Source organism: Streptomyces cyaneofuscatus, from assembly GCF_000718135.1.
In the GTDB taxonomy this organism is placed as follows: Bacteria; Actinomycetota; Actinomycetes; order Streptomycetales; family Streptomycetaceae; genus Streptomyces; species Streptomyces cyaneofuscatus.
Window position 1 is genome coordinate 41119 of record NZ_JOEM01000030.1, and the last position, 25050, is coordinate 66168.

Annotated in this window: 15 protein-coding genes and 3 pseudogenes; 8 read left to right on the forward strand and 10 right to left on the reverse strand. The window is 67.8% G+C overall.

Annotated elements, in window-relative coordinates; genetic code table 11:
• The first annotated feature begins 54 nt into the window (after positions 1 to 54).
• From IF17_RS0133355 to IF17_RS0133370, 4 genes are all read left to right on the forward strand, one after another.
• Entirely contained in the window at positions 55 to 939 is an 885-nt protein-coding gene (locus tag IF17_RS0133355; RefSeq protein ID WP_030574359.1) for a carbohydrate ABC transporter permease, read from the forward strand.
• 5 nt (positions 940 to 944) lie between these two features.
• On the forward strand, positions 945 to 1847 hold the full coding sequence (locus tag IF17_RS0133360; RefSeq protein ID WP_030574361.1) for a carbohydrate ABC transporter permease: 903 nt from the start codon (positions 945 to 947) through the stop codon (positions 1845 to 1847).
• Between the two features lie 66 nt (positions 1848 to 1913).
• A complete protein-coding gene (locus IF17_RS0133365) occupies positions 1914 to 4478 on the forward strand; it encodes an alpha-L-rhamnosidase (RefSeq protein ID WP_244890570.1) in 2565 nt (854 codons plus the stop codon).
• A gap of 455 nt (positions 4479 to 4933) precedes the next feature.
• A complete protein-coding gene (locus IF17_RS0133370; RefSeq protein WP_030574367.1) occupies positions 4934 to 7408 on the forward strand; it encodes a beta-glucosidase in 2475 nt (824 codons plus the stop codon).
• Between the two features lie 1254 nt (positions 7409 to 8662).
• Here the strand turns inward: IF17_RS0133370 and IF17_RS0133375 are convergent.
• From IF17_RS0133375 to IF17_RS0133385, 3 genes are read right to left on the reverse strand one after another with little or no spacing between them, the layout of a single operon-like run.
• On the reverse strand, positions 8663 to 9370 hold the full coding sequence (locus tag IF17_RS0133375) for a B3/B4 domain-containing protein (RefSeq protein ID WP_030574370.1): 708 nt from the start codon (positions 9368 to 9370) through the stop codon (positions 8663 to 8665).
• A gap of 44 nt (positions 9371 to 9414) precedes the next feature.
• Positions 9415 to 10062: an FMN-binding negative transcriptional regulator gene (locus tag IF17_RS0133380; protein WP_030574374.1), complete on the reverse strand. Its 648-nt coding sequence runs from the start codon at positions 10060 to 10062 to the stop codon at positions 9415 to 9417.
• Positions 10063 to 10091: 29 nt separating this feature from the next.
• Positions 10092 to 10928, reverse strand: a complete 837-nt coding sequence (locus IF17_RS0133385) for an EamA family transporter (protein ID WP_030574377.1) — start codon at positions 10926 to 10928, stop codon at positions 10092 to 10094.
• 122 nt (positions 10929 to 11050) lie between these two features.
• Between IF17_RS0133385 and IF17_RS0133390 the strand changes: the two genes are divergently transcribed.
• Positions 11051 to 11641 carry a helix-turn-helix domain-containing protein gene (locus IF17_RS0133390; RefSeq protein WP_030574380.1) on the forward strand — a complete coding sequence of 197 codons (591 nt, stop codon included), beginning with the start codon at positions 11051 to 11053 and terminating at the stop codon, positions 11639 to 11641.
• A 134-nt stretch (positions 11642 to 11775) separates the two neighbouring features.
• Here IF17_RS0133390 and IF17_RS0133395 read toward each other — a convergent pair whose 3' ends face one another.
• The 3 genes from IF17_RS0133395 to IF17_RS1000000140175 all read right to left on the reverse strand — a co-directional run bounded on the left by IF17_RS0133395 (position 11776) and on the right by IF17_RS1000000140175 (position 15010).
• Positions 11776 to 12027, reverse strand: a complete 252-nt coding sequence (locus IF17_RS0133395; protein ID WP_030574382.1) for a hypothetical protein — start codon at positions 12025 to 12027, stop codon at positions 11776 to 11778.
• Between the two features lie 68 nt (positions 12028 to 12095).
• A protein-coding gene (locus IF17_RS0133400) for an IS3 family transposase (protein WP_106980260.1) occupies positions 12096 to 13306 on the reverse strand; the annotation gives its coding sequence in 2 pieces (ribosomal slippage) (positions 12096 to 13015 and positions 13015 to 13306; 1212 coding nt in all).
• Between the two features lie 81 nt (positions 13307 to 13387).
• On the reverse strand, positions 13388 to 15010 hold the full coding sequence (locus IF17_RS1000000140175) for an IS4 family transposase (RefSeq protein ID WP_063830252.1): 1623 nt from the start codon (positions 15008 to 15010) through the stop codon (positions 13388 to 13390).
• A gap of 173 nt (positions 15011 to 15183) precedes the next feature.
• Between IF17_RS1000000140175 and IF17_RS1000000138210 the strand changes: the two are divergent.
• The 3 genes and pseudogenes from IF17_RS1000000138210 to IF17_RS0133425 form a co-directional block, all read left to right on the forward strand.
• A pseudogene (locus tag IF17_RS1000000138210) lies at positions 15184 to 15435 on the forward strand (transposase family protein); the annotation flags it as partial.
• A 299-nt stretch (positions 15436 to 15734) separates the two neighbouring features.
• On the forward strand, positions 15735 to 16016 hold the full coding sequence (locus IF17_RS1000000140030; RefSeq protein ID WP_244890572.1) for a CU044_2847 family protein: 282 nt from the start codon (positions 15735 to 15737) through the stop codon (positions 16014 to 16016).
• Positions 16013 to 20401, forward strand: a complete 4389-nt coding sequence (locus tag IF17_RS0133425; protein ID WP_078616123.1) for an nSTAND1 domain-containing NTPase — start codon at positions 16013 to 16015, stop codon at positions 20399 to 20401. The genes IF17_RS1000000140030 and IF17_RS0133425 overlap by 4 nt, the downstream gene beginning before the upstream one ends.
• Before the next feature lie 680 nt (positions 20402 to 21081).
• Here the strand turns inward: IF17_RS0133425 and IF17_RS1000000138215 are convergent.
• The 4 genes and pseudogenes from IF17_RS1000000138215 to IF17_RS1000000138795 all read right to left on the reverse strand — a co-directional run.
• Entirely contained in the window at positions 21082 to 21420 is a 339-nt protein-coding gene (locus IF17_RS1000000138215) for a Ku family protein (protein WP_209437792.1), read from the reverse strand.
• Positions 21421 to 22009: 589 nt separating this feature from the next.
• Entirely contained in the window at positions 22010 to 23755 is a 1746-nt protein-coding gene (locus IF17_RS0133435; RefSeq protein ID WP_030574406.1) for an endo-1,4-beta-xylanase, read from the reverse strand.
• A gap of 597 nt (positions 23756 to 24352) precedes the next feature.
• A pseudogene (locus tag IF17_RS1000000140035) lies at positions 24353 to 24739 on the reverse strand (type III effector protein); the annotation flags it as partial.
• Between the two features lie 72 nt (positions 24740 to 24811).
• Positions 24812 to 25050, reverse strand: a pseudogene (locus IF17_RS1000000138795) (transposase family protein); the annotation flags it as partial.

Here is a 25050-nt window from a genome sequence, read left to right on the forward strand (position 1 = left end):
CGTCCCCCGGATACCAGGCCGGCCCCTCCACCTGAAACGAAGTGGACACCACTCATGCACCGCGTACTCGGTGACCGCAGGGCGATCATGATCCTGCTCGGTCCCGCACTCCTCTTCTACACACTGATCATGCTCGTCCCCACGGTGTGGTCGCTCGGGTACTCCTTCACCAAGGGCAACTCCATCGACGGCTTCACCGGCAACGGCCTGGCCAACTTCACCAGGCTCCTGTCCGACCAAGCCGTCCACGACGCACTCTGGTTCACCGTGAAGTACGCGATCCTCGTCACCGTCGGCCAGGTCATCGCCGGCTACCTCCTGGCCCTGCTCCACGTCTTCTTCCTCAAGAAGGCATCAGCGCTCATCCGCACTCTGGTCTTCTTCCCGGTCGTCCTGCCCACGGTCGCCGTCGGCCTGCTCTTCCAGAAGTTCTTTCAGGTCGCCCCCCAGACCGGCCCCGTCAACTCCCTGCTCAACACCTTCGGCCTGGAGTCCATCGACTTCTTCGGCAGCGCGGGAAGCGCCTTCTGGGTACTGGTCAGCATGGACATCTGGCGCTCCATGGGCTTCTACGCCGTACTCCTGTTCGCCGGCCTCGTCGACATCCCCGACGAGGTCCTCGAATCAGCCCGCCTCGACGGCGCCTCCGGTCTTCGCCTCATCCGCCATATCGTCCTGCCGCTGTCCCTGCCCGTGCTCATGTCCTCCTTGATCTTCAGCATCAACGGCACCCTGAAAGTCTTCGACTCCGTCGTCGCCCTCACCAACGGCGGCCCCGGAACCGGCACCACCCCACTGACCCTGTACATGTTCCAAACGTCGTTCACCTACAGCGAGTACGGCTACGGCAGCACCATTGCGCTGCTCCTCACCGTCGTCTGCCTTCTGGTGAGCCTGGCGGTCTACCGCGTCTCTCGACGCGACATCACGGAGGGCTGAACGTCATGGCCATCGAAACTGCCCTCAAGCCCGCTCCTTCCGGACACAGGCGCACCGGACACCAGAAGCGGAACCCCGTCCGCAAGGCGGGCGGCCGCCTCTGGATCAAGATCGCTGTCACCTTCCTGCTGGTCATTGAGGTCTATCCGCTGATCTGGATGTTCCTCACCTCGCTGAAGTCCAACAGCGACTACCTGAACAACTCCACCTGGAGCCTCCCCACCACCTGGGAGTGGGGCAACTACACCGAAGCCTGGACCACAGGGAACATCGGTCTCTATGTCCAGAACAGTCTGCTGGCCGTCGTCCCCGCCCTGGCCCTCATCCTGCTTCTCGGCACTGCGGCCGGATTCGCCCTGCAGATCATGGTCTGGAAGGGCCGAAGCCTGACCCTCCTGGTCTTTCTTGCAGGAATGATGGTCCCGCCGCAGATGATTCTGCTGCCCCTGTTCACCGTCTATTTTCAGGCCGGCCTCTCCGGGACCCTGTGGCCGCTCATCCTCACCTACACGGGCACGGGCCTCCCGTTGACCGTATTCATGATGGCCACCTATTACCGAACCGTGCCCCGCGAACTCTTCGAAGCGGCGACTCTCGATGGTGCCGGAATCTTGCGTGCTTTCTGGACCATCAGCGTTCCGATGGTCCGTAACGCACTGCTCACGGTCGGGCTGGTGCAGTTCTTCTTCATTTGGAACGACCTCCTCATCGCCCTCACCTTCACCAACAGCCAGGATCTGCGCACCATCCAGGTCGGTCTGCTGAACTTCACCGGCGACTTCGGTGCCACCCAGTACGGCCCGCTGTTCGCGGCCATCTGCATCAACGTTTTCGGCACACTCGTGATCTACCTCTTCCTCAACCAGAAGGTCATGAAGGGCCTCACCTCAGGAGCGGTCAAGGGCTGAATCACCCTTTCCCCCTTCCCGAGCACAAGAAAGGTCCCTTCCTTGCAGTCCCTCCCGCCTTCCCCGGTGCGCTTCGAGCATCTGTCGGACGGCCTCGGCATCGGCATCAGCTCGCCCCGCCTGTCCTGGACCTCCGCGCCCGAAGCCGGAGACCAGCACGCCTACGAAGTCGAACTCCGCCGCGACGACCGACTTCACCGCACGGGCCGTATCACCGCACCCGACCACCTGCTCGTACCTTGGCCCGACGAACCGCTCAGCTCACGCGAGCGCGTCGCCGTGCGCGTGCGCACCTGGTCGACGGAAGGCGGCGCTCCCTCGCCGTGGAGTCGGCCCGCTGTCGTCGAGGCCGGCCTGTTCGAGCCGGGTGACTGGACCGCTCTCCCCGTCGGTGCCGCCTGGCAGGAGGACCCTGCAGCCGAACGCCGCCCGGCCCGCGTCCGTAAGCACTTCCAAGCGGACGACAAGCCGGTCGAACGCGCCCGGCTCTACATCACCGCCCATGGTCTGTACGAGGCGGAAATCAACGGGACCCGAGTCGGTGACGAAACCCTGGCACCCGGCTGGACCGTCTATCAACATCGTCTGCGCTACCGCACCTACGACGTCACCCCCCTCCTCACCTGCGGCACCAACACCATCGGCGCCTGGCTCGCGGACGGCTGGTACCGCGGCAAATACGGCTTCGACGGCGGCACACGCAACATCTACGGCACCGACCAGTCCCTCTTGGCCCAACTCGAGATCACCTACACCGACGGAACCAGCACGGTGGTCGCCACCGACCACACCTGGCACGCTGCCTTCGGCCCCATCCTGACCAGCGGCCTGTACGAAGGCGAAACGTTCGATGCCCGGCTGGACGACCCGTCCTGGGCCACGCCGAGCGCACCCCAGAACGGCTGGACACCTGTACGCGTCGGAAGCCGAGACCCCAGGACTCTGGTCGCGCCCGAAGGTCCCCCGGTCCGGTGCACCCAGGAGATCGCTCCTGTGTCCATCACCCGTACCTCCGACGGGCGGCACCTGCTTGATTTCGGGCAGAACCTGGTGGGCCGTCTAAGGATCACCGCGGAGGGACCGGCCGGCGCCACCCTCACCTTTCGGCACGCAGAGGTCCTCCAGAACGGGGAGCTCGCCACCCTCCCTCTGCGTGAAGCGCACTCCACGGACGTCCTCGTCCTGCCGGGCAACGGTCCCTATATGTGGGAGCCTCGCTTCACCCTCCACGGCTTTCGCTATGCGGAGATAAGCGGCTGGCCCGGCGAGCTTGCCCCGCATGCCGTGACCGCACGCGTCCACCACACGGACATGCGTCGCACGGGCTGGTTCGAGTGCAGCGATCCCCTGGTCAACCGCCTCCACGAGAACGTCCTGTGGAGCATGCGAGGCAACTTCGTCGACATCCCGACCGACTGCCCTCAGCGCGATGAGCGCCTGGGCTGGACCGGAGACATCCAGGTCTTCACCCCCACCGCGAGCTTTCTCTACGACTGCGCCGGCATGCTCAACTCCTGGCTCACCGAGGTGGGCAAGGAACAGCTGCCGGACGGCACCATTCCCTGGTACGTGCCGGTCATCCCCGGCAATCCGATGTGGACTCCGATCCAGCCGGGGGCCGCTTGGGGAGACGTCGCGACCCTCACCCCCTGGGCCCTGTATCAGCGCTTCGGTGATCTCGAACTTGTGCGGCGTCACTACCCCATGGCCAAGGCGTGGGTCGACCTCGTCGAGAAGCTGGCCGGTCCCGAGCGGCTCTGGGACAGCGGGTTCCAGCTAGGGGACTGGCTCGACCCGGCCGCCCCGCCGGATGACCCCGCCGCCGGCCGCACCGACCGCCACCTCGTCGCCACGGCCTACTTCGCCCACTCCGCCCGCCACCTCGCCCGTGCCGCGCAAGCGCTGGGGCGTACAGGCGACTCAGATTGGTACGACACACTCGCCGACGAAGTCACCGCGGCGTTCCGACGGCGCTACGCTCAACCCGACGGCCGCCTGTCGAGCGACAGCCCCACTGCATACGCCATCGCCATCGTGTTCAACCTTCTTGAGACCACACAGCGTGTGGTGGCAGGCGACCGTCTCGCTGAACTCGTCCACCAGGACGATGCGCGCATCGCCACAGGCTTTGTCGGGACCCCTCTCATCTGCGACGCGTTGACGGATACCGGCCACCTCGACAGCGCCTACCGTCTGCTTCTGCAGACCGAATGCCCGTCGTGGCTCTACCCCGTCACCATGGGCGCCACCACCATCTGGGAACGCTGGGACAGTCTCCGCCCGGACGGAACTCTCAACCCAGGCGGCATGACCTCCTTCAATCACTACGCTCTCGGTGCGGTCGCCGACTGGCTCCACCGAGTGGTCGGAGGCATCGAGGTCGCAACGCCGGGTGCTGCCACACTTGCCTTCCGGCCCCGCCCCGGCGGCGGCATCACGTGGGCCCGCACCCGCCATGAGACGCCCCACGGAACCGCCGCGATCTCCTGGCAAACCACTCCGGCCGGCATCAAGGCCCAGATCACCGTGCCCCCGAACTGCACTGCGCTCGCCGAGCTGCCGGGCTACGAAGCCCAAACTCTCGGCCCCGGCACGCACAGTTTTCCTCAAGGAGATAGCAGAATCGACTGAGTAGGCGTCGCAAAGTTCCAGGTACCCTCGCTCATGCCCGGTATGACTCCATCTCTCATGCCGGGCATATGCGTGCCTTGAAAAGGTCACCCGCATCCATGGGGCAGATGGTTGTCATTTAAATTTCGTATGAATGCTTCACCAAAGCGTCAGTCGTGCAGTTGAGTAATTCCTCATCCTGCAAGAATTTTGAGCATCCGCGCAGATCAGGGGCGGTTCGGTGAATTTACGGCGCCTGAGGGGTTGACCAAAAGCGCTGAGAGTCATAGCTTTCCGAATCACGCAAGGCGCTCAATCGTCGAGCCCTTGAAAAGTCCTCGGTAAGGGTTGCGGGACGCACAAACCCGACCGGGACAGTAATTCGGATAGATCCTGACCGGCGAATTTGTCCGCCGGATGGCAACACCGACGTCGACGGGTCCCCACCCCGCCGCCCCACTCCTCGGAGAGCCGCCGTGAACCGACGCACCTTCCTGTCCTCCGCCATTGCCACCGCACTCGCCGTCAGCATGGCCCCCACCGCCAACGGTCAGGCCATCGCCGCGACCGATCCCCGCGCCTTCGACCGCGCCGACGCTCTTCTCGCCCGGATGTCCGCTGCCGACAAGGACGCCCTCATCCGGTGCGACTTCGCCGCCCTCAGCCACCTCGGTATCCCCGCCCTCACCATGGTCGACGCCTCCGCCGGGCTTCGTGGCGAACAGAACGTCACCGCTTTCCCGGTCCCCCTCGCCCAGGCCGCCACCTTCGACGAGGACCTGGCGCGCCGTATCGGAGTCGCCATCGGCACCGAGGGACGCGCCAAGGGGTACAACAGCCTTCTAGGTCCGACCATCGATCTGACGCGGACCTGGCACTTCGGGCGCCAGGCCGAGAGCCTGGGAGAAGACCCGCTCCTCGCGGGCCGCCTCGGCGCCGCCCTCACCACCGGCATACAGAGCCGTCAGGTCACGGCCACGATCAAGCACTTCGCGGCCTACACCCAGGAAATCAACCGCTTCTTCAGCGACACCCTGGTGTCCGACCGTGCGATGCACGAGATCTACCAAGCGCCCTTCCGGCGCGTCATCGCCGCCGCGCCCACCACCTCGGTCATGATGGCCTATCCCAAGATCAACGGTACCTTCGCCACCCAGAGTCCCGCCCTCTTCAACGACGTCAAGTCCCGCCTCGGCCTTCAGGGTTACACCGTCCCTGACTTCTGGGCCGGCGACGACCAGGTAGCCGCGGCCAAGGCCGGCATGGACCTCGCGGGGCTCGGCCCCGGCGGCGTCAAGCTCGTACCCGGTGAGCTCACCCGCAGCGTGTCCACCGCACGGCTCGACGACGCAGCGCGCCGCATTCTCGTCACCATGTTCGCCAACGGCCTCGTGGACAACCCGGTCCCGGCGCCGGCTCAAGACGTCAGCACCGCCGAACACAAGAGCCTCGCCCACGAAGCAGCCCTCGCCTCCACCGTGCTGCTGGCCAACCGTTCCTCAGCGCTGCCTCTGCCCACCAGGCTCAGGTCGCTCGCCGTCATCGGGCCCGCCGGAACCGATGCGCTCACCGGCGTCGCCGGCTCCACCTACGTCGACCCTGGCACCTGGACCACCCCCCTGCAGGCCATCAAGACCCGCGCCGGCAGCGGCATCACCGTCACACACGCCCAAGGCACCACCGGCGACGTCCCCCTCAGCACCGTTCCCTCCAGCGTGCTGCGCACCACCGGTAAGGCCCCCGGCCTCACCGGCCGTTACTACGCCTCCCCCGAGCCCACCGGCACACCGGTCGCCACCCGCACCGACAGCGTCGTCGACTTCACCAGCCCACCGGTCGACACCCTTCCCGCAGTGTGGTCCGCTACCTGGTCAGGCACGCTGACCCCGACGCACAGCGGCCTGCACCGCTTCTCCCTCCTGGCCGCGGGCACCGCCACCCTAAAGATCAACGGCGTCACTGTAGTCACTGGATCCCGCGGCACCCGGCGCTTCTTCCTCGGCACTTACGACTATCCCCTCCAGGGCACCATCGACCTGACCGCGGGCAGAACCGTGTCCGTCGAACTCACCTACAGCAACGCCACCGCCGACCCCGGCACCAGCGGCCTCACCCTCGGCTGGCAGCCCAACTCCCTGATACCGGCCGCCGTCCAGGCCGCCACCAAGGCCGAGGCCGCCGTCGTCTTCGTCAACCGCATCGCCGGCGAAGCCATGGACCACGAACAGCTCACCCTCCCCGCAGACCAGAACCAGCTCATCACCGCCGTCGCCGCCGCGAACTCCCGCACCATCGTCGTCCTGAACACGGACGGCCCCATCGCGATGCCCTGGTTGAACGACGTCGAGGCCGTCATCCAGACCTGGTACGGAGGCCGCGGCATGGGCACCGCCCTCGCGGCCGTCCTGTTCGGCGACAGCGACCCCTCGGGCAGGCTGCCCATCACCTTCCCCACCGACGCCTCCCAAGGCCCCGGCACAACGGCGGCAACGTACCCGGGCAAGAACGGCACCGTCTCCTTCGACGAGGGAACCGCCATCGGCTACCGCTACTACGACGCCAAGGGGCAGCAACCTCAGTTCCCCTTCGGGCACGGCCTCTCCTACACGACCTTCGCCCACGGCTCCCCCGAAGCCTCCTACAGCGCCGCCAGCAAGACCGCGACCCTCTCCGTCACCGTCACCAACAGCGGTAACCGCCCGGGCACCGAGGTCGTCCAGATCTACGCCACCCTCCCCACGGCCGCGGCCGCCGAGACGCGCCGACTCGTCGCTTTCCGTAAGACGACTCTCGCTCCCGGAGCCAGCCAGCGTCTCACGTTCACCATCCCCACCGACGACCTCACCGTCTGGACGTCCGGAACGTGGGCCCTGGTCCCCGGCCGCTACACCTTCGCTACGGCACGCAACTCCCGAAGCATCACTACGCAGAGAAACCTCACCATCGGCTGATCCTGCAGGAGTAATGGGCAGGCAACAAAAGCCGGTACAAGCCGACAGGCCGCTACTTCGTCTGCGGTCCCATCTGCCCCCGTGAAGCGTCGCCCGCGACGACCACGGGGCAGCACCGTGGTCTGCAAGCCTCGCTCACGGCATCGTGCTGGGCAGTCGGCTGGTACACCGCCTTCTGTCTAGGGCCTCCTAGTCGACGATTGTCTTGTCCGCGCGGCGACCCGCTCCCACAACTCGGTCACCCCGGCCCTGGGCCGCTCGATCTGCGGTCCCCGCGAGGCCACGGCCTCCCGGCGTCGCCATCGCCACGGGGCGACGCTCGAGCTTTTCGGTAAGCGCTCTCACGGGGCAGGACGCTCAGTGCTAACCCCGTTCCTGCCTGGAGAGTTTGGAAGTATTCGTTCGGCGAACGGTCACAGACGATCGAGGCCCCCGAACAGCTCGGTCTGGCCGCCGTCAGTTGTTGGGGGGCGTCGAGCCTGGGCTTCGCGCGCAGCCCGGGCAGGCTACCGGCCGATGCTGCGGCACATGCCCGCCAGGCCCGGCGAGACGATCCCCTGAGCCGAGCGGCACACCGATCGCATCCCGCCGCCAGCCGGTACACGCGGCGTGCTCGGCACCCACCGCCGCGCACGGGGAGCTGCCGTGGTGCTCTTGCCCGGATAGGACGGGCGCGCCCGCCACGTGGTTGGCACGCTCCTACGCGGCCGGTCCGCCTGCCCGGTCGGCGGCCCAGGCGGCCGCCTGCGCTGCGCGTCGGCTGACCCGGCCGGTGACGGCCCGATCCACGCCAGCTCTTCCAGCCCGCGCGGTTGCACCGGGTTCAAGGCAGGCGGAGCCGACGAGGGGGCCGCCGGGATCTGTACGACCTGACCGGCGGGGTGGTGCTGGGGCGCGGTGTCGCCCGGAGCGGGACGGACGGACATGCAGCCCGTCAGGAGGAGGGCGGCGGCGAGGACGGCGAGCGGGAGGCGCATAGGTCCACGGTTGCCCGGTGGGGCCTGCGGTGTCCGGCGGCGCGGCGGCACGTCACCGGTACGAGGTGATCCCCGCTGCGCGTCTACTGCCGCCTGTCAGGAGCCGGGCACAGCCAGTAGCCGCGGCATGACCCGGCCTGCGCTTCAGTGCCTGATGTCCTGTGCCAGTCAACCTTGATCGCGTGCCATCGAAGTTTGATCGACCTCTGGTGACGGGTCTCGGGCGCGGTTCAGACCGCGTCACCGCCGTGCGCGGCCCGGATGCGTGGGTGCAGTCTCAGGTGGTGGCTTGTGGCTGCTTCGGGGTGAGGTAGTGGACCGTGGTGGCTTCGGCGTGCGGGACGAGCAGGCCGTGCAGTTCTTCGGCGGCGGTTTCGAGGAGGTGGCCGTCGCGGGTGGCGTTGAGGGTTTCGAGGACGAAGGCGACGTGGGTGGAGTCTTCGGTGACGCGGGTGCGGTGGGCGTCGCGGTGGTTCCAGTGCCGGGTGAGGACGTCGGTGGTGTCGGTGTAGATGATCTCGCCAGGCTTGGGGATCTCGACGGTGTCGGGTTCGCCGAGCGGGGTGAAGGTCTCGCTGCCGCTGGCGTAGCGGATCTCGACGTCGCCGGTGACGTGGTCGAGGTCGAAGGCTCCGGCGGGCAGGCCGTGGCGGACGGAGACGGCGTTGTAGGAGTCGACGGCCGGGTTGATCCGGGGCAGGGCGCCCTTCTTCGCCAGGCGGCGCCCCAGAGCGTCGACGCTGGGCCGGATACGGCGGGGGTTGGTGCCGAAGGACCGGTAGGCGGTGTGCCACGCCTCGATGCGCGGGTCGCTCTCGTCGGCGGGGGCCCAGGTGCCGTCGGCGAGATCCTGCTCCAGGTCCTCCAGGGCGGCAGCGGTGTGGGGCCAGGGCTCGTGGCTGTTGAGGCCGGTGGCGGTGACGATGGCGATCAGGGTGTCGGGGAAGGCGTCGGCGACGGCGGGGCTGATGCGGAAAGTGGGCATGGTGTGCGGCTCCGTTCCAAGAGGGCGGGTAAGGAGGAGTGGGGTCAGGACTTCCAGGTGCCGACGCGGTCGAGGCGGCGGAGCTGCTGGGCGGCGGTGGGCGCGTCCAGGGCGGTGCCCCGTTCGGTGAGTCGGCGGGCGGTGTCGGTGCGCTGCTCGGCGGGTTTGTGGTCGTCGTACTTGAACTTGGCCCGTACGTCGGTGACGTTCAGGCGCAGTCCGCGGATGCCGGGGAGCATCCGTCCGTAGGGGGCCTGGTCGGGGTCGATGGGTGCGTGGTCGCCGTCGGGCTGGAAGTGGGCCATCTGGCTGCGCAGCAGGTCGGCCTTGGCCTTGGGGTCGTCGATGATGGTGGCCTGGCAGGTGAACTGGATGGCGGCGTAGTAGCTGGTGGGGACGCCGTCGGTGGGCTCGGTGCCGGGCTTGGCGCGCCAGGGTCCGGGGATGAAGGCGTAGTCGCCGGTGACGGTGAAGGTGGCGTTCGGGTCGGTCTCGATCGCCTTCCAGACGGGGTTGGGGCGGGCGAGGTGTACGAGCAGGGCGGTGCCGTCGACGGTGAAGTGGGTGGGCACGACGATCGGTGCGTGTCCGGGCGGGCCGTTGACACTGAGGATGCCGAAGTCGTGTCCGTCGGCGATCCAGGTCTGCCATTCGGCGTCGTCGAGGGCGGCGTCCCAGGGCTGGATGAACATGCCGGGCTCCTTCCGTACAGGGTGGTGGTTCAGGTGAGGGCGAGGAGGCTGACGGCGACGGCGGCGGTGCCCAGGCCGATGAGCTGGCCGCGGTGGATGCGTTCGGAAAGGACGCTGCGGGCGAGCAGGACGGTGCCGGCCGGGTAGAGAGCGGTGATCACCGCGACGACGGCCAGGTCGCCGCTGCGGGCGGCGAGCAGGAACAGCAGGTTGGCCACCGAGTCGAGCACGCCGGCCGCCGCCGAGATCCCGTAGGCGGGCTTCTCCGCGCCCAGGCGGCGGAACATCATTCCGGCGGCGGCCAGGGTGACGGCGGAGGACACGGCGCGGCCGATGATCAGCGGTCCCACCCCGCTGTCGGACGGTGCCTGGTGCAGGAAGACCAGTTGCAGCGCGATCGCGGTGCCGGCGCCGAAGGCCAGGAGCAGCGCGGTGCGCGAGGGCCGGGCCGCCTTGGTGCCGTGTCCGGCGCTGACCAGCACCACGGCCGCCAGCGCCAGCGGCAGGCCGAGCAGCCCGGCCAGACCCAGGTGCTCGCCCTGTACCAGCCCCACGCCGACCGGCAGCATCGCCGATACCAGCGCGGTGACCGGCGACAAAACGTTCATCGGGCCGATCGCGAGGGTCTTGTAGAGCAGGGCGAACGCGGCGGCCGACGCGACGCCGGACGCGGCGCCCCAGGCGAGGGTGGCCGGGGCGAAGGAGGCGCCGAGGAAGGGCCACAGCAGCAGCTCGACAGTGAGCGAGGCCGGGGCCGCGATCATCACCGTGCGCAGGACATGGGCTTTGCGGGCACCCAGACCGCCGAGGAAATCGGCGCATCCGTAGGCCAGAGAACTGCCCAGGGCCAGCAGCAGAGCGAACACAGGTAGTACATCCCTTACTATCAATGGAACGACTACACCGTACAACGCACCGACCGTGGATAGTCAACCGAACGACTACACGGACCAGTGCAGTGACCCACCCGTCTGGAGGGACGACAGCTATGGCCGAGACCGAGGACGCGCTGCGGACACTCGCGCGCAATGTCCGCACCGCCCGCAGCCGTGCAGGGTTGTCCCTGGACGAATTCGGCCGCCGGGCCAAGGTCAGCAAGGGAGCTCTGGTGGCCCTGGAGAGAGCGCAGGGCAACCCGAACTTCGCCACCCTGGTCCGTCTCGCCGACACTCTCGGCGTCTCGGTGTCCGCGCTGATGGAGGCACCGGCCGAGGGCCGGGTACGGGTTGTGTCTGCCGACACGGTCATGCCCTTGTGGGCCGGGGAGAAGGGCGGCGAGGCGCGGCTGATGCTGACGACCTCGGGGCCGGCTCCGGTCGAGGTCTGGCGCTGGAAACTGGAGCCCGGCGAGGAGTATCCGAGCCACCCCCACCAGACTGGCGTCGTGGAAACCGTCAGCGTCACCACCGGACAGATGGTCCTCATTGCCGACGGCACCGAGCACCTGGTCGAGGCTGGACAGACCGCTACGTTCGACGGCGACATCCCCCACACCTACCGCGGCGCGGGCACCGACACCTGCCACCTGATCATGACGGTCCACATCCCGCCCGCCCCCGCCCAAGGACCGCCCGCCTAAGCCGCAGACCCCCCGGGCCAACAGCCCCGATGCGCTAAGCGGAACGCCTAGAGCAAGCCCCACCTCCTGGGCATCGAGATCAAGCAGCATTGCATGACCGGCAGCACTCAAACTTCAGTGAGATTGGTCGAAGTTCAGCGAGACAGGACACCGGCCACCCGACCGCTCGGCTCGACCTCCGCAACTACGAGGAGAGACGGGTCGATGTCGCGCTCCTCTGGATCCACACATAGTTCCGAGTTGCTGCCGTGGACCCCGTAGCCGATGGCCCGGCCGACGAAGTGTTCGGCGTCCAAGAGCCGTTCGATAATCCTGCAAGCCAGGCTCAGCTTGGCCGCAAAGACAACAACCCGGGCCTGGCCCTTGGATACCCCTCCGTCGCCCACGCCCCGACCGTCTGAAGCTGCTGGCGGGCGAGAACCGCACGGGCCTTGACCCCGGATTTTGAACACGTTTATGCGGCTTGGGTCAGGGTAGTTGCAGCTGGCTGGAGGTCGTTCTCGTAGGCGATCGGGGACTGGTGGCCGAGGCGGGAGTGCCGGCGGCGGGTGTTGTATCGGGTCAGCCAGCGGAACGCGTCGAGCCTGGCCTCGGGCTCGCTCGACCAGGCTTTGCGGCCTTTGAGCGTCTCCCTCTTGAAAGCGGCGTTGAAGCTTTCTGCGGCGGCGTTGTCGGCGCTGGATCCGATCGCGCCCATGCTCTGGCGGGCCCCTGCTGACCTGCAGATTTCAGCGAAGGCCCTGCTCGAATATTGGGATCCGTGGTCTGTGTGCATGATCGCTCCGGTCAAGGTGCCGCGGGTCCGCTCGGCTGCCGTCAGGGCGTCGATGACGAGCTCGGTTCGCACGTGGTCGGCGATGGCCCACCCGGCCAGCCGGCGTGAGGCGAGGTCGATGACGGTCGCGAGGTAGAGCGGTTTCGCGCCGCTGACCGGCAGGTAGGTGATGTCGCCGACGTACTTTCTGTTCACCTTGGCAGCGGTGAAGTCGCGTCCGATCAGGTCGGGTGCCTTCGACGCGGCCTGGTCCGCGACGGTGGTGCGGTGCCGGCGGCGCAGACGGACTCCCTCGAGCCCGATGGTCCGCATGATCCTGGCGACGCGCTTGTGGTTGACCGCCGGGCCGCCCTCGTCACGGAGTTCCGCGGTGATCCTGAGGGCTCCGTAGGTGCCGTCGGAGTCCTGGTGGGCCTTGCGTATCCGGGCCGCGAGCCCGGCTTCGACAGCCTGGCGGGCCGCTCTCGCGGCCGCGGTGCGACGCCAGTAGTAGAAGCTTGAACGGGCCAGGCCGAGGATCTCGCAGAGCCGCTTCACGCCGTGACGGCGCTGGTGATCGTCAACGAACTGGTAGCGGTTCACCAGCGCGTCTCCGTCGCGAAATACCGGGCCGCCTTGCGGAGAATGTCCCGTTCTTCTTCGAGCTCGCGGATCCTCTTGCGGGCGGCGGCCAGCTCTGTCTGAACGGCTTCGCCTCCGGCCTGTGAGGTGGCCGGCGGTGTGGAGTGGGCGCCAGGTCGGCGACCGTCGGCGGCCCGGATCCAGTTCCGCAGCGTCTCGGTGTTCACCCCGAGATCACCGGCGACCGACTTGATCGTCGCTCCCGGCCTCGAGCGGTACAACGCGACGGCGTCCGCCTTGAACTCGGCGGGGTAGTGCTTCATCCCCACGGGGACTCCGTTCTCCTGGACCATCAAGATCCAAGTGTCTCCGGTGTCCAAAATCCGGGGTCAAGGTCCAAGGCCAGGTAGTTAACGTTTTCGCAGGTCACGCAAAGGGTGTTGAGCTCCAAGCTGTGGCGGCGTAGAGGCCGGGGCCGAGTTTGTGGATGAGGCCGGTCTCGGCCCATCTGGAGAGCTGTCTGTACATGGTCTCCATGGTGATGTCGCCGAAGTGGGAGGCGATGTCGCGGGGCGCCAGAGGCGGGTGGGGTCCTTTTCGAGCAGGCCAAGGATCCGGTGGCGGCGGCGGTCGGCGTGGGCGGTGTTCCGGTCGTCGCGGGAGATGGCGGGGAGTTGGGGGTGTGGTTCGCGGTGTTCGAGGACGCTGATGTCGAGACCGGTGATGGTGCGGCTGGTGTCGGGCCTGCCGTCGTCATGGCGGGTGCTGTAACGGGACATCGGTGACTTGACCTTGCGGGTGCTGACGCGCTGCCGTCGGGGCGGCAGGAGACGGGCCAGGATCCGGTGCCCGATCAGCCCGACGCGACCGGCATCGGCGGGGTCGGTGATGACGGCGGCGGCCTGGACGACCTGGTCGCGGGCAGTCTGGAGGGCGATGGTGAAACTGCAGCGGTCCGGATCGGTGCCGGGCAGCGACTCGGCGGCCTCGACCATCATGGTGCGCAGGGCCTGGTAGAGGGTGAGCAGGGCCCACATCTCCTGTTCGAGGCCGGCCGGGTCGCCCGAGCGCAGGACGCGCCCGTTCATGATCGTGTGGCGGAGTGCGTAGTACGCAGATTCGTGTTCCCACCGCTGGTGGTAGAGGCCCACCAGCACGGCCGCAGGGTAGCGGCCGGCGTCGGTCAAGGTGGTGACCAGCCGGTAGGAGCCGGTGAAGACGGTGCCGTCCGCGCAGGTCACCGTGATGTTCGCGTCGATCACACGAACCTTCTCGGCGGCGATCACCGACAGGTATGAGCCGTCGGCGAGACGTGTGAGAACGGGAGTACGCCGGTTGCTGCGGAGCCGGCCCAGGAACTGGGCGCGGGTCGCGGTGACGGAGGCGAGGAAGTCGTTGCCGTCGAAGCCCTTGTCCCACAGGACGAGCATGTCCGGCCGCAGCAGATGCAGCAGGCGCGAGGCATAGCTGGTCTCGCCCTCTGCGGTGGGCCCGAACACCGCGCCGAGCAGGGCCCGTGTGCCGGTCTCGACCAGCGTCATCAACTCCAGTGTGGGATAGCCGTGGTGGGAGGTCCGCCCCAGCCAGGCTCTGTTTCGTCCGGAGTCGGGGACCTTCTGGGAACTGCAGCCGTCGAATGACACAGTCCGGTACGGCCCGAACCGCACGCCGGGTGTCGTCGGCCGGGCCACAGGCCCCGCGAGAACCTCGAATAACGCCCGCACCGGCGCACTGCCCAGTCGCCGGCGCAGATCACGCAGGGCCTTCGGTGTCGGGGAGGCCACCGGCACGTCGGCCAGCCCGGCCGTCAGCTTGTCCCAGACCAGCCGGTAGCCGACCTCGGGGAACATGCACATCGCGAGCAGGAAGTAGATCCCGACCCGCGAAGGAAGATCACGCAGTCGTCTCTGCACCGAGCGGGTCTCCTCCAGGACCGCGTCGACCAGCTCGAACGGCACGACGGCCGTCAGCTCGCCCAGATGCCCGGGCGCGAACCGGCCCGCGGCCACAGTGACCGTACGGGTGATGGCCATCACCGGGGACGGCAGGACAGGATGAAACGGCAACGGAGCTCCTCAAGTACAAGCTGTCTTGGACGACTGCCTGTACCAACGAGCTCCGCTGTTCTGCGTCGGAAATCCTTCAACTGGCTTGCGTGACCTGCGAAAACGCTAACTACCCGGCCTTGGGTCAAGGTCCCGCCGAGGCTGACCCCAAGTGCTGGGCTGACAAGGCGTATCAAAGCGCCCGCGGCTCTATCCGGGTCCCCTTCCGCGGCCGTCGCCTCAAGCGGTGGCAACAGCGTCACAACAGCACGCACGCCAAGATCCGCTGCCTCGGCGAACAGGCCATGGCCACCCTGAAGGGCTGGCGTCTCCTGCGGAAGCTCCGCTGCAGCACCAACCGCATCACAGCGATCGTCAAGGCTGTCCTCGTCCTTCATCACGCGTCAGCGTGAGGTTGGAAAAGGCTCAGTAACCCTCAACAACCCGAGTTACAGCGCTCGTTTGACAGTCCCTTCCACGCGCCCTCCCGGGCCCCGACATCCAGGTTGATCGATCCGTTGCGTGACTGACCTGGCTTGTATGTGGTGTTGAGGCCCGCGCTCTCCCGGACGCAGGGCTCACCATATCCCGCAGAACAACATAGGGATCAGTTAGAGTTGTCGGCGGTTCGTCAAGCATGGTCTAGCGGGGGAGCGCCATGGCACGGGTCGGGGATATGCAGCTCGGGGACGGTACTGCAGTCCGGGTCGAGATGGACGGGCCTGGAGCCGAGGAGAGTGGGATAGGCAGGGTGGGGCGCGGCTCGGAGTTGGCGCGCGCCTCCGCCGAGACGCTTCAGGAGGCCTTGGCCCATGTCCGACCTGCCGTGGAGGCGGTCGCGCGGAGTGTTCGGGACATGGCTCAGCCTCCCGACACGGTGAGCGTGGAGTTCGGAATCAAGCTGTCCGCAGAGGCCGGCGTAGTGGTGGCCAGGACTGCGGGCGAGGCGAACTTCGCGGTCACTCTTGAGTGGAATCGCGATCGTTCCGCATGAATGGTCCCTCGCGCGTGCGCGGAGCGGGGACGGCCGAATCCGGCCTGGTGCGCTTACGGGCAGCATCGTCGGCGCGTCTGTCGGCGGTCAGTTCATTGAGTGCACGTGCCGATGGCCCGGTGGCCGGGGCCGGCTTCCTCGTCGCCCCTAACATCGTCTGCACCTGTGCGCATGTGGTAGCTGACGCTCTCGGTCTCCCGAGGGATACAGAGAACGCCCCCACGGACGTGACGTGCGTCGAATTCCCATTGTTACGGGACGCCGACGGTCGCATTCCGGCGGTAAACGCCACAGTCGTCTCCTGGCAGCCCACTCGCGAGGAGGATGACAGCGGAGATGTGGCGTTGCTTCTGCTTGCCCATCCGGTGGCGGGCGCGCGTCCGGTGCCGCTCGTCGACGGGACTGCCGTCTGGGGCCACGAATTCCGGGCTTACGGATTCCCGGCCGGTGGCGACAACGGGGCATGGGCGACCGGCTCACTGCGGGGCGTGCAGGGGTCAGGCTGGCTCCAGATGGACTCGGGCCCGGGAGGAGCGGCGATCCAGCCCGGATTCAGTGGATCGGCTGTCTGGGACGACGCGCAGGGCGGTGTTATCGGTATGACGGTGGCCGCTGGACGCGGCGGGCTGAATGGCACGGCGTACCTGGTTCCGTCCTCTGAGCTGGTGGATGAGGATGTGGTGGCGCCGCAGTGCCCGTTCCGGGGGCTGGCCACCTTCGACGAGGATGACGCCGCGTTCTTCCACGGCCGAGGAGCGGACGTCGAACGGCTTCGCCGCGCGGTCCAGACCCGTCCCGTCACCGTGCTGGCTGGGCCGTCTGGGTGTGGCAAATCGTCGTTGATCCGGGCCGGGTTGCTGCCGGGAGTGCGGGCAGACGGCCTGACCGTCTCCTTGATGCGTCCTGTCGTGGGCCTCCGGCCAGAGGCCGTGCTGGCTCAGGCGTTGACGGCCGTGCTGGAACCAGACCCCGGGGAGACGGACCGGCTGCGCAGTGCGGCGGAGCTCACTGGGTTACTCAGCGAGGCTTCGGACGAGACCGCGACGGCAGAGGTGGCCTCCGGCCTGCGCTCCGCGTTACGGAGAAGAGGCGGCCGGGCCGGCCACCTCTTCGTCGTAGACCAGTTGGAGGAGTACGCAGGCGCCGCTCCGGACGCCGCACGAAGACTGTTCCACCTGCTGGTCCATCTATGCGGCACCGTCGACGGGGCATCCGGCTTCGCCCCACGGGCGGTAGTCACGGCGCGCCCGGACTCCATCGAAGCCCTGATGACGGCCGAGACCTCCTCTGCGCTCAGTGACGCGGTGATGTTCCTCGCCCCGCTCGGCCCCGGCGACCTGCGGGACGCGATTACCCGGCCCGTCGACGCGGTGCCCGGACTGTGGCTAGAGCCTGGGCTCGCCGACCGCATCGTGCGTGACGCGGCGGACGAGCCGGGACGTATGCCCCTCGTGGAGTTCGCACTGACCCGTCTGTGGGACCAGCGCGAGCGGTCCATGCTGACCCATACCGTGTACCAGGACCTCGGCGGGATCGCCGGCGCTCTCGCCGGGTACGCGGAGGATTTCTTTCGCGCCGTGGTCCGGGAAGACGAACTCCCCCTCGCACAGGCGCTCTTCGTCCAGCTGGCACGTCCGGCAGACCAAGGCGGCTACACCCGGCGCCCCGCCCCCGTTGCTGATATGGACCCCGCCGCGCTGGCGCTCGCACGCCGCCTCTCACCCGGGAAGCTGATCGTTTTTGGGCGCACCGATGAGGGCAGGGAGATCGTGGACCTCGCGCACGAAGCCCTGACCCGCCACTGGCAGCGGCTGGGAGACTGGCTGGACGACAGCCGCAAATTCCGGACCTGGCAGGAGGAACTGCGCCGAGACCTGACACGCTGGAAAAAGACGGGTGAGGAGACGGGCGCCCTGCTCCGCGGCAGGGTACTCGAGGCGGCCGTCGAGTACGCCGACCAACGGCCGACAGAGATCACCGCACTTGAGCGCGCGTACATCAGTGCGAGCCGGAAGTTCGCACGGCGGGCACTCCGGCGCTTGCAGGCACTGGTGGCAGCGCTACTGGTCCTTTTGATGGGCGCCAGCGTGCTCGCCAATATGGCTCGCGACAGCAGCCAGAAGGCCGAGCGACAGCTGCGTACCCTCGCGTCCCGTGCACTCGCCGACGAGTCCGGCGACAGGGCCTCCCATGATCCCGGAAGCTCGATCCAGCTGGCCATGGCGGCCTGGAACGCGGACGACACACCACAGGCGCAGGAGGCGCTGCTGCGCAGCCATGTCACCGGGGAGTACCTGCGCGACAGTCATGCCGGCCTCTGGCCCGGGAAAGCGATGAGTCTCGACGCCACACCGGACGGTCGCACCCTGGTGGTGTGGTCCAAGCCTGCGGGCGACGCACCCGTCGTGGTGACCGTAGTGACAGGAGCAATGAATGGCTCGCCCCAGCCCTACACACTGCGCGGGGCGCCGACTGGCGAGGTACGCTCCGAGATCAGCTCCGACGGCAGGCACTACGCGGTGGCGACACCGGACGGCCGGGTGCTCCTGTGGCGGCTCGACGGAAAACCGCACCATCCCCTACGCCTGAAGGCCGCTGATACGGCTGATCAAGCTGCGTACGCGGCGGATCTCGACTTCAGCAAGGACGGGAAGCGGCTGCTTCGGCTGCTCAGCAGAAAGAAGCCCCGCCCGCAGGATCATGGCCAGCAGGGGTTCGTAGAGGCCTGGGAAGTGGCCGATGGCGCTCCTCTGTCGGTGGCCGACGATCTCGTTCCGAGTGGGGTGGCGCCGGACGAAGCCGCGTTCGGCGAGGACCCCGATACCGTCGCGCTCCTCTGGATTACGTCACGCGACTTGGTGAGCGTGGTGGAGCTTCGGCAACTGGGCTCCAGCCGCACCGTACGACAGATCGTCACCGGCGTCCCGCGGGGGAATCTACGGCTCCTCGGGGGCGGTGATTACGTCGTCGAGGAACGCACTACGGACCTCCGGTCCCCCTCCCTCATGTACGTGCACAACACCACTACCGGGGCGTCCCGGCGCCTGCCCGGCGGTGCGCTGTTGCCGGACGACACGGGCGGGTACGTAACGCGGGAGGAGGACGCAGGAGCCTTCGTGGAGGTCGCCCTCACCCGGGTGCCCACCGGGGAGACCTTCAGGACACGGGTACCACACATCAAAGACGCGGACGCCACGATCGCCGCCGTGGGGAAAGAGGGCGAACCGGTCCTTGGGCTGACCGCAATCGGTAGCACGCTGATGGTGCTGTCGACAGAACCTGGAGCTCCGCTGAGGGAGGAGAAGTCCAACATCAACAGCGTGCCGGACGCGCTGTCTCCCGACGGACGGACCGTCGCCTGGGTGAACGAGGGGCGGTTGTACGTCCACGACACTGTTAACGGCCGGGATGACTCCGTCAAACTACCCAAGATCGGTTCCGGAAGCCCGACCTGGCGGGTGGTGTGGACGCCAAGCGACGGCCGGCTCGCGGTGTGGCAGGCAAACGGCACGGCGCTGCTCGTCTACGAAGCCGGCGACCTGAAGCGCTGGAAGGCCGTCGAGCTCGACGTCGGCGCGGATGGCGGAAAGCAGCTCGGCACGTTGGACTGGGTCGCCCCTCTGACGGGCGGCGACATAGCTGTTCTGACGGTGGGAGGCTCGCTCCTGCGGGTGGACTCCGTCACCGGCTTACAAGCGGGACGCCCTGTGCCGGTCGAGCGCACGAACGGGGCGCTCATCGCGCCCTTCCGCTCGTCCGGACAGCTGGTGCCACGACCGGACCACCCCCACCAGGTCGCGGTAGTTACCAGGGCGGGCGTTTCCCGGGGCACCATCCAGCTCTGGGACACCCTCGCCGACCGACGGATCGGAGTCTTGTCCGGTGACGCGATCAACCCCGTCTTCCATGACTTCATGCAACTCAGCCTCGTCTTCTCGGCCGATGGTCGGAATCTGTTGGTGCAGAGTGCGGATGGCACCGTCCGCCAGTGGTCGGTGGACCAGCGAAAGACCACGGGGCGTCCCATGGCAGTGGACAAGCTCGATAACTTGGTTTCTCTGGCCTCGGACGGCACAGCGATTACGGAATCCGCCGACGGCTACGACCTGTGGGCAACCGACACGGGCCGTCATATCGGCGCTGTCCCCACCGTGCTCGACATCAGGCGGACAGCGATCGTCTACGAGGACCGCCTGGTCGCCTACGCCAAGGGCTGGAGGCAGACCTACGACCTTCTTCGCGCTAACTGGTTCCCCCACCTCTGCTCCTCGGCCGGGCGCGATTACACCGAAGAGGAGCGCAAACGCTTCTTGCCCGCGGGTACTCCTTCGGGTCTTCCGTGCGAGAACGCGAGTCCTTGGCATGGGGCGCCAGCCTCCGACTGACTGGTTACAAATGGGGGAGCTGTGTAAGCAGGCCGCCGATAGGGCGGGTGGTGAGCTTCATGGTGAGTCCTGTGGCGAAGTCGGGCGGCTGCTCCTGGCCGTCCTCGCCCCGCCCCGCAGCGGCTGGCGGACGCGGACTGGGTGTGGGCCGTCGCGGTGCAGCCTCGGTTGCGGTAGCGGGTGCTTCTCTGCACTTCACGTGAACGGGGCGGCTATGTGGCTCGTCAATGGGCCTCCGAGATAGACGGGGTGGGGTCAAGGGTAGGGACAGCGCCGACGACTGCCCGGTGAGTTGTCGGGCGTCGGTAAGATCAGCGCTCTCATTGGGGGTGCGATGCGAACATCAGGGTGGGCCGGCGAGGGGCAGAAGTACGCGCTGACCTCGGACGAGGACGACAGTTGTTCAGGAGAACAAGGAGCCCACGAGTATCGCGCCGTAGTGCGTGTATTGGTGCCTCCGCTTGCAGTAGCGCTTCGCCCGCCATCGCGAACGCCGCGTGAACTGCTTCTCGCACCAAACGCACTTGCGATTCTCCCCATCCCCCATGGCCACGACCCTATCGGTCAACGCCAACGCCTCCGCCACGGACCCCGCGTCGGCCGCCGAGTGGTTGGAGTGGCCAGCGGTTGGCAGGGAAGGCCGACGCCAACACACCGACCTGAGCCCCGACGCCGTCAGTTCAGGAAGCGGTGCGCTTCTTCGCGGCCGCCTTCTTCCCGGTGCGCTTCTTCGCCCGGGATGAGGAGCTGGCAGTGGTGTTCTTTGCGGTGGTGGTCTTCGAGGAGGCCGCCTTCTTCTTCGCGGGTGCCGTGCGGCCGCTGGTCTTTTTGGCGGGGCGCATTTCGTGGACTGTCGCGTCCTCGCCGTTGTGGTCCTCGCCGCGGGACTCCTTGGCTGCCTTGACCGAGGCGTTGAGGGCGGCCATGAGGTCCACGACCTCTCCCGCCTTGTTCTCCTTGCCGTCGTCGGGGGAGGGGAGCGGCTTTCCGTCGGCCTTGGCCGCGATGATGTCTTCCAACGCCTGCCGGTACTCGTCCCGGAAGCGCTCGGGGTGGTCGGATTCGATCCGGACCAGGACGTCCGATCCGCCCGCCGGCTGGACGTCGGGCGCCGGTACGGGCGAAGCGGTCGTGTAGCTCAGATGTGCGCCGGAAAGTTCAGCGCGTGGCGGTGCCTCGACGGCGGTGGCAGGGCGTCTGGCCGGAGAGCACTGGCGTCACCGTGATCACCGAGGCGCGCCTGCCGCCCGGCCTCTGTCGAAGCGCACCAACATCTCTCCCGCCTCCTTCCTCACGTGCTCCTCGCCGACGCGGGGGTAGCTCCGACCCTCTTCGGTACGACGTGGTCGCAGAGAAGTCGTCCCCGCGCGAGCGGAGGTAAGCCGGCCCTGATGAAGGCTCAGGCCGCGCACACGGCGTGCTCTCCGCGCGTGCGGGGATGGCCCCGCCCGAGATCACACCTGAGGGCTGTCCTGTAGTCCTGGTGGATCAGCGCGCGGCATCAGATGCGGTGCATCGTAGGGCCGTAGGGGCGTTCGCGTACTGGATGATCCCGGGGGCGGAGAACGCGGTGAGGTGACTGAGCTGTCGTGGTGCGCCCGCCAGGGGTTACGGGGCAGTCCGAAGGGCTTCGAGCAGGCGCTCGTACGCCCGCTTCGGCCGCAGGCCCGTGTCCCATGGCAGGGAATCGGCCGTGCGCGGGGGATAGATCTTGGTGTCGGCGGTGGAGCCGTACCGGTCGGTGAATCCCCAGGCGGAGAATGATGTGCAGTTCGGCTCCTCCAGGCAGACTCGCAGCTTACCTGCCATCTCGTCAGCCTGGGTCTCTCGGCCGTTCCTCTCGTCCTCAGCTATGGGGACGTCCATCTCCGACACCCGCGCCTGAACCCCGAGTTCCGCCAGATCCTGGACATGGCTGCGGAAAGTCTCTGGGGCGGTGCGGTCGCCGGGTGTGTACTCATGGTTCTGGAAACCGACGCCGTCGATCGGTACGCCGCGTTCTTTGAGCCGTTTGATCAGATCGTAGAGGGCGTCCCATCGCTCGCCTTCCTCCTCGACCCCGTATTCGTTGAGGAACAGCCGTGCCTCTGGGTCGGCCCGGTGGGCAGCCCTGAAGGCCTCGTCGATGTAGTCCTCGCCCATGGCCTCGTACCACGGGCTCTGCTCGGATCGCAGACCGAGGTCCCCGTTGGTGTAGCTCTTCTCGTCGTCGGACATGGGCTCGTTGACCACATCCCATTCTGCGACTTGTCCTTTGAAGTGCCCGGCGACGGTGGCGATGTGCCGGAGCATGGTCCGGCGTACCTCTTCGGGGTCGTCGTTCTCCCGCATCCAGTGGGGCAGAGCCTCGTGCCAGACGAGGGTGTGCGCGTGCACCTTCATGTCGTTTGCGCGGGCGAAGCGTACGAGTAGGTCCGCGTCGCGGAAGTCGTAGACGCCGCGGCGTGGATGGAGGAACTGTGGCTTGAACGCGTTCTCCGGAGTGAGCATGGAGAACTGGCTTCCCGCGAGTGCCCGGTAACGTGAGTCCGTGAGCAGCGGGTTCTCGGCCAGGGCGGTGCCGACGTCGAAGGGTCGTCCCACATTTGCGGCCCGCGCGCGCAGCGTGTCGTCGGACTGCTGCTGGCGTAGCTGGGGGGCTTTGATCACGCGGAGCGAGTCACCGCTCTCCGGCCGCGCGATCAGTTGGGTCAGATGCCATCCCTCTCGGCGCTCGTCTTCGCCCGTGTCCGCCTCGAGACCGAACCAGACAGTGCCCTCGGCGAACACCCCCGGGTCATGTACGGTTCCCAGCTGCTGCCCGTCGGCTTTTACGCGGAATGTGTCACCGATGCTCGACACGGCGAGCGTCACCGTTCCGGAGCAGCCGCAGTCGAAGTCCTTGGAGGTGGTCGGCTCATCGCCGTCGCCGTCCCATATCTGCACCCTTACTCGTCCGTCGGCCCTCACGCCGACGCGGAGTGAGGGCCGCTCCTGCCGCCATTCGTCGTAGATGACCGGTACGCGTCCGTACAGCCGCAGCCATGAGTCGCCGGCATCGTCACCCACACCGGACATGCGTGCGGTGAGGGTGAAGTCGCCATCGGACCTGAGGTGTGGGCCGGCCAGGTTCAGTGGGGGGTTGGGTTGGCCGCCGGAGGAGTCCTGCTCCACGATGTGCCGGTCCGATGCGCTGACCCGCAGGATGCCGTTCTGTGCGGTGGTGCCCGCCATCTGCGTCCAGTTGTGGTTTCGCAGCAGGTCTTCGTCGTTTCCGCCGCCCGCGCTTTCGCCCTGCCCTGTACACCCGGCTGCCACCGCCATGACGAGCAGCACAGCGCTCAGTCGGCGCCAAGCCTCCCCACCCAGGCCCACGGTTCCCCCACTCTCCTGTTCGAGACGAGGTCAGCGTCTCGAAGCCGGGCCATAGTTCATCACGGATCAGGTGTGGCTGCCTTGTGGTGCACGTCCCAGCTCGCGCCGAGGGCGAGGACGAGCTCGACGCCGTGTTCTCTGTGTTCGGCGCCGCGGGGGGTGGTCCTTGGTGATCGTTGGTGAGCCGCTTCTCCGCCTCGGGGGCTTTGCTCGCGCGGAGGGCACGCAGTCGGTCAGACGCCGGACGTGGGCGATTCGGCTCACCTTCGCGTTGGTGGGGAGGACGGGTGGCCATGGCCGCTGCCGAGAAGGCCGGAACCCCGCCGCGTCGGTGGGAGGACGCTTTCTGGCCTGCGGGTCCAGGAGGGCTCTGTCTTTGGTGGTGAAGGTGGTGGGCTGGCGACGCGTGCGCTGGTCATGGGTCTTCACGCCTTCGCGGTCCGCGGCCTCGATACCCGCCCGGTGTCGGGGCCGTGTCTGCTTCCCGAGGTGCGTGTGGCTCCCTGGCCTGCCCTGAGCGGTCGGGACCTTTCGTCGTGCTGGTGCCGTCGGCGCGGAGTTCGACGGGCTGCTGCTGCGCTGGTGAACCGGCTGACGTCAGGGGTGTGTGAGGGCGTCAAGCTGGTCGGCGAGGTCGGGGTGGGCTGTGGCCAGGTGGGGGCGGGTGGCGACGAGCGGGGCGATGATGTCGGCGGGATTGTCGTGGGCGAGGGCCGAGTGGAGCTCGCCGACCGGTCGGTGGGCGGCGGCGGGCAGGTCGGTGAGTGCGGTGATCTGGCCGGCGAGGCGGCGCAGGTCGGCGGCGTTGTGGCGGGCCCAGGCGGCGGTGGTGCGGGTCGCGGCGCGGGCTTGGCGGGTGGCGGTGACGCGTTGTTCGCCGGTGGTGCCTTCGGGGCCGGGGCGGCCGCGTAGGTAGCGGCGTTCGGCGGCTTGGCGGCTGGCGACGCCGAGAGGGTGGGCGAGGTCGGCCCAGCTGGCGCCCGCGCGTTTGAGTCGGCGGCGGCGAAAGGGGACTCGTGTGTGCCGACCGGCGCCTTGGTGGGTCTTGTCCGCTCAGCAGTTCAGGCCCACGGTGGCCGCGCGTCGAGGCTGCCATGGCTTCGGGCTGCGGCCAGGTCGTGAGTGGCGCCGGGCAGGGCTGGCGACGCCCAGAGCAGTCGGCCGAACGGATCGGTGAGGCCCTGGACATTTTGGCCGTGCCGCTTGTGTTTTCCCGAGTAGTAGAGGGTGGCGGCGGCGATCCGGTCGATCGGCAACAGCGTGCCGTCCAGGATCACGTGACAAGCACGCGGAGC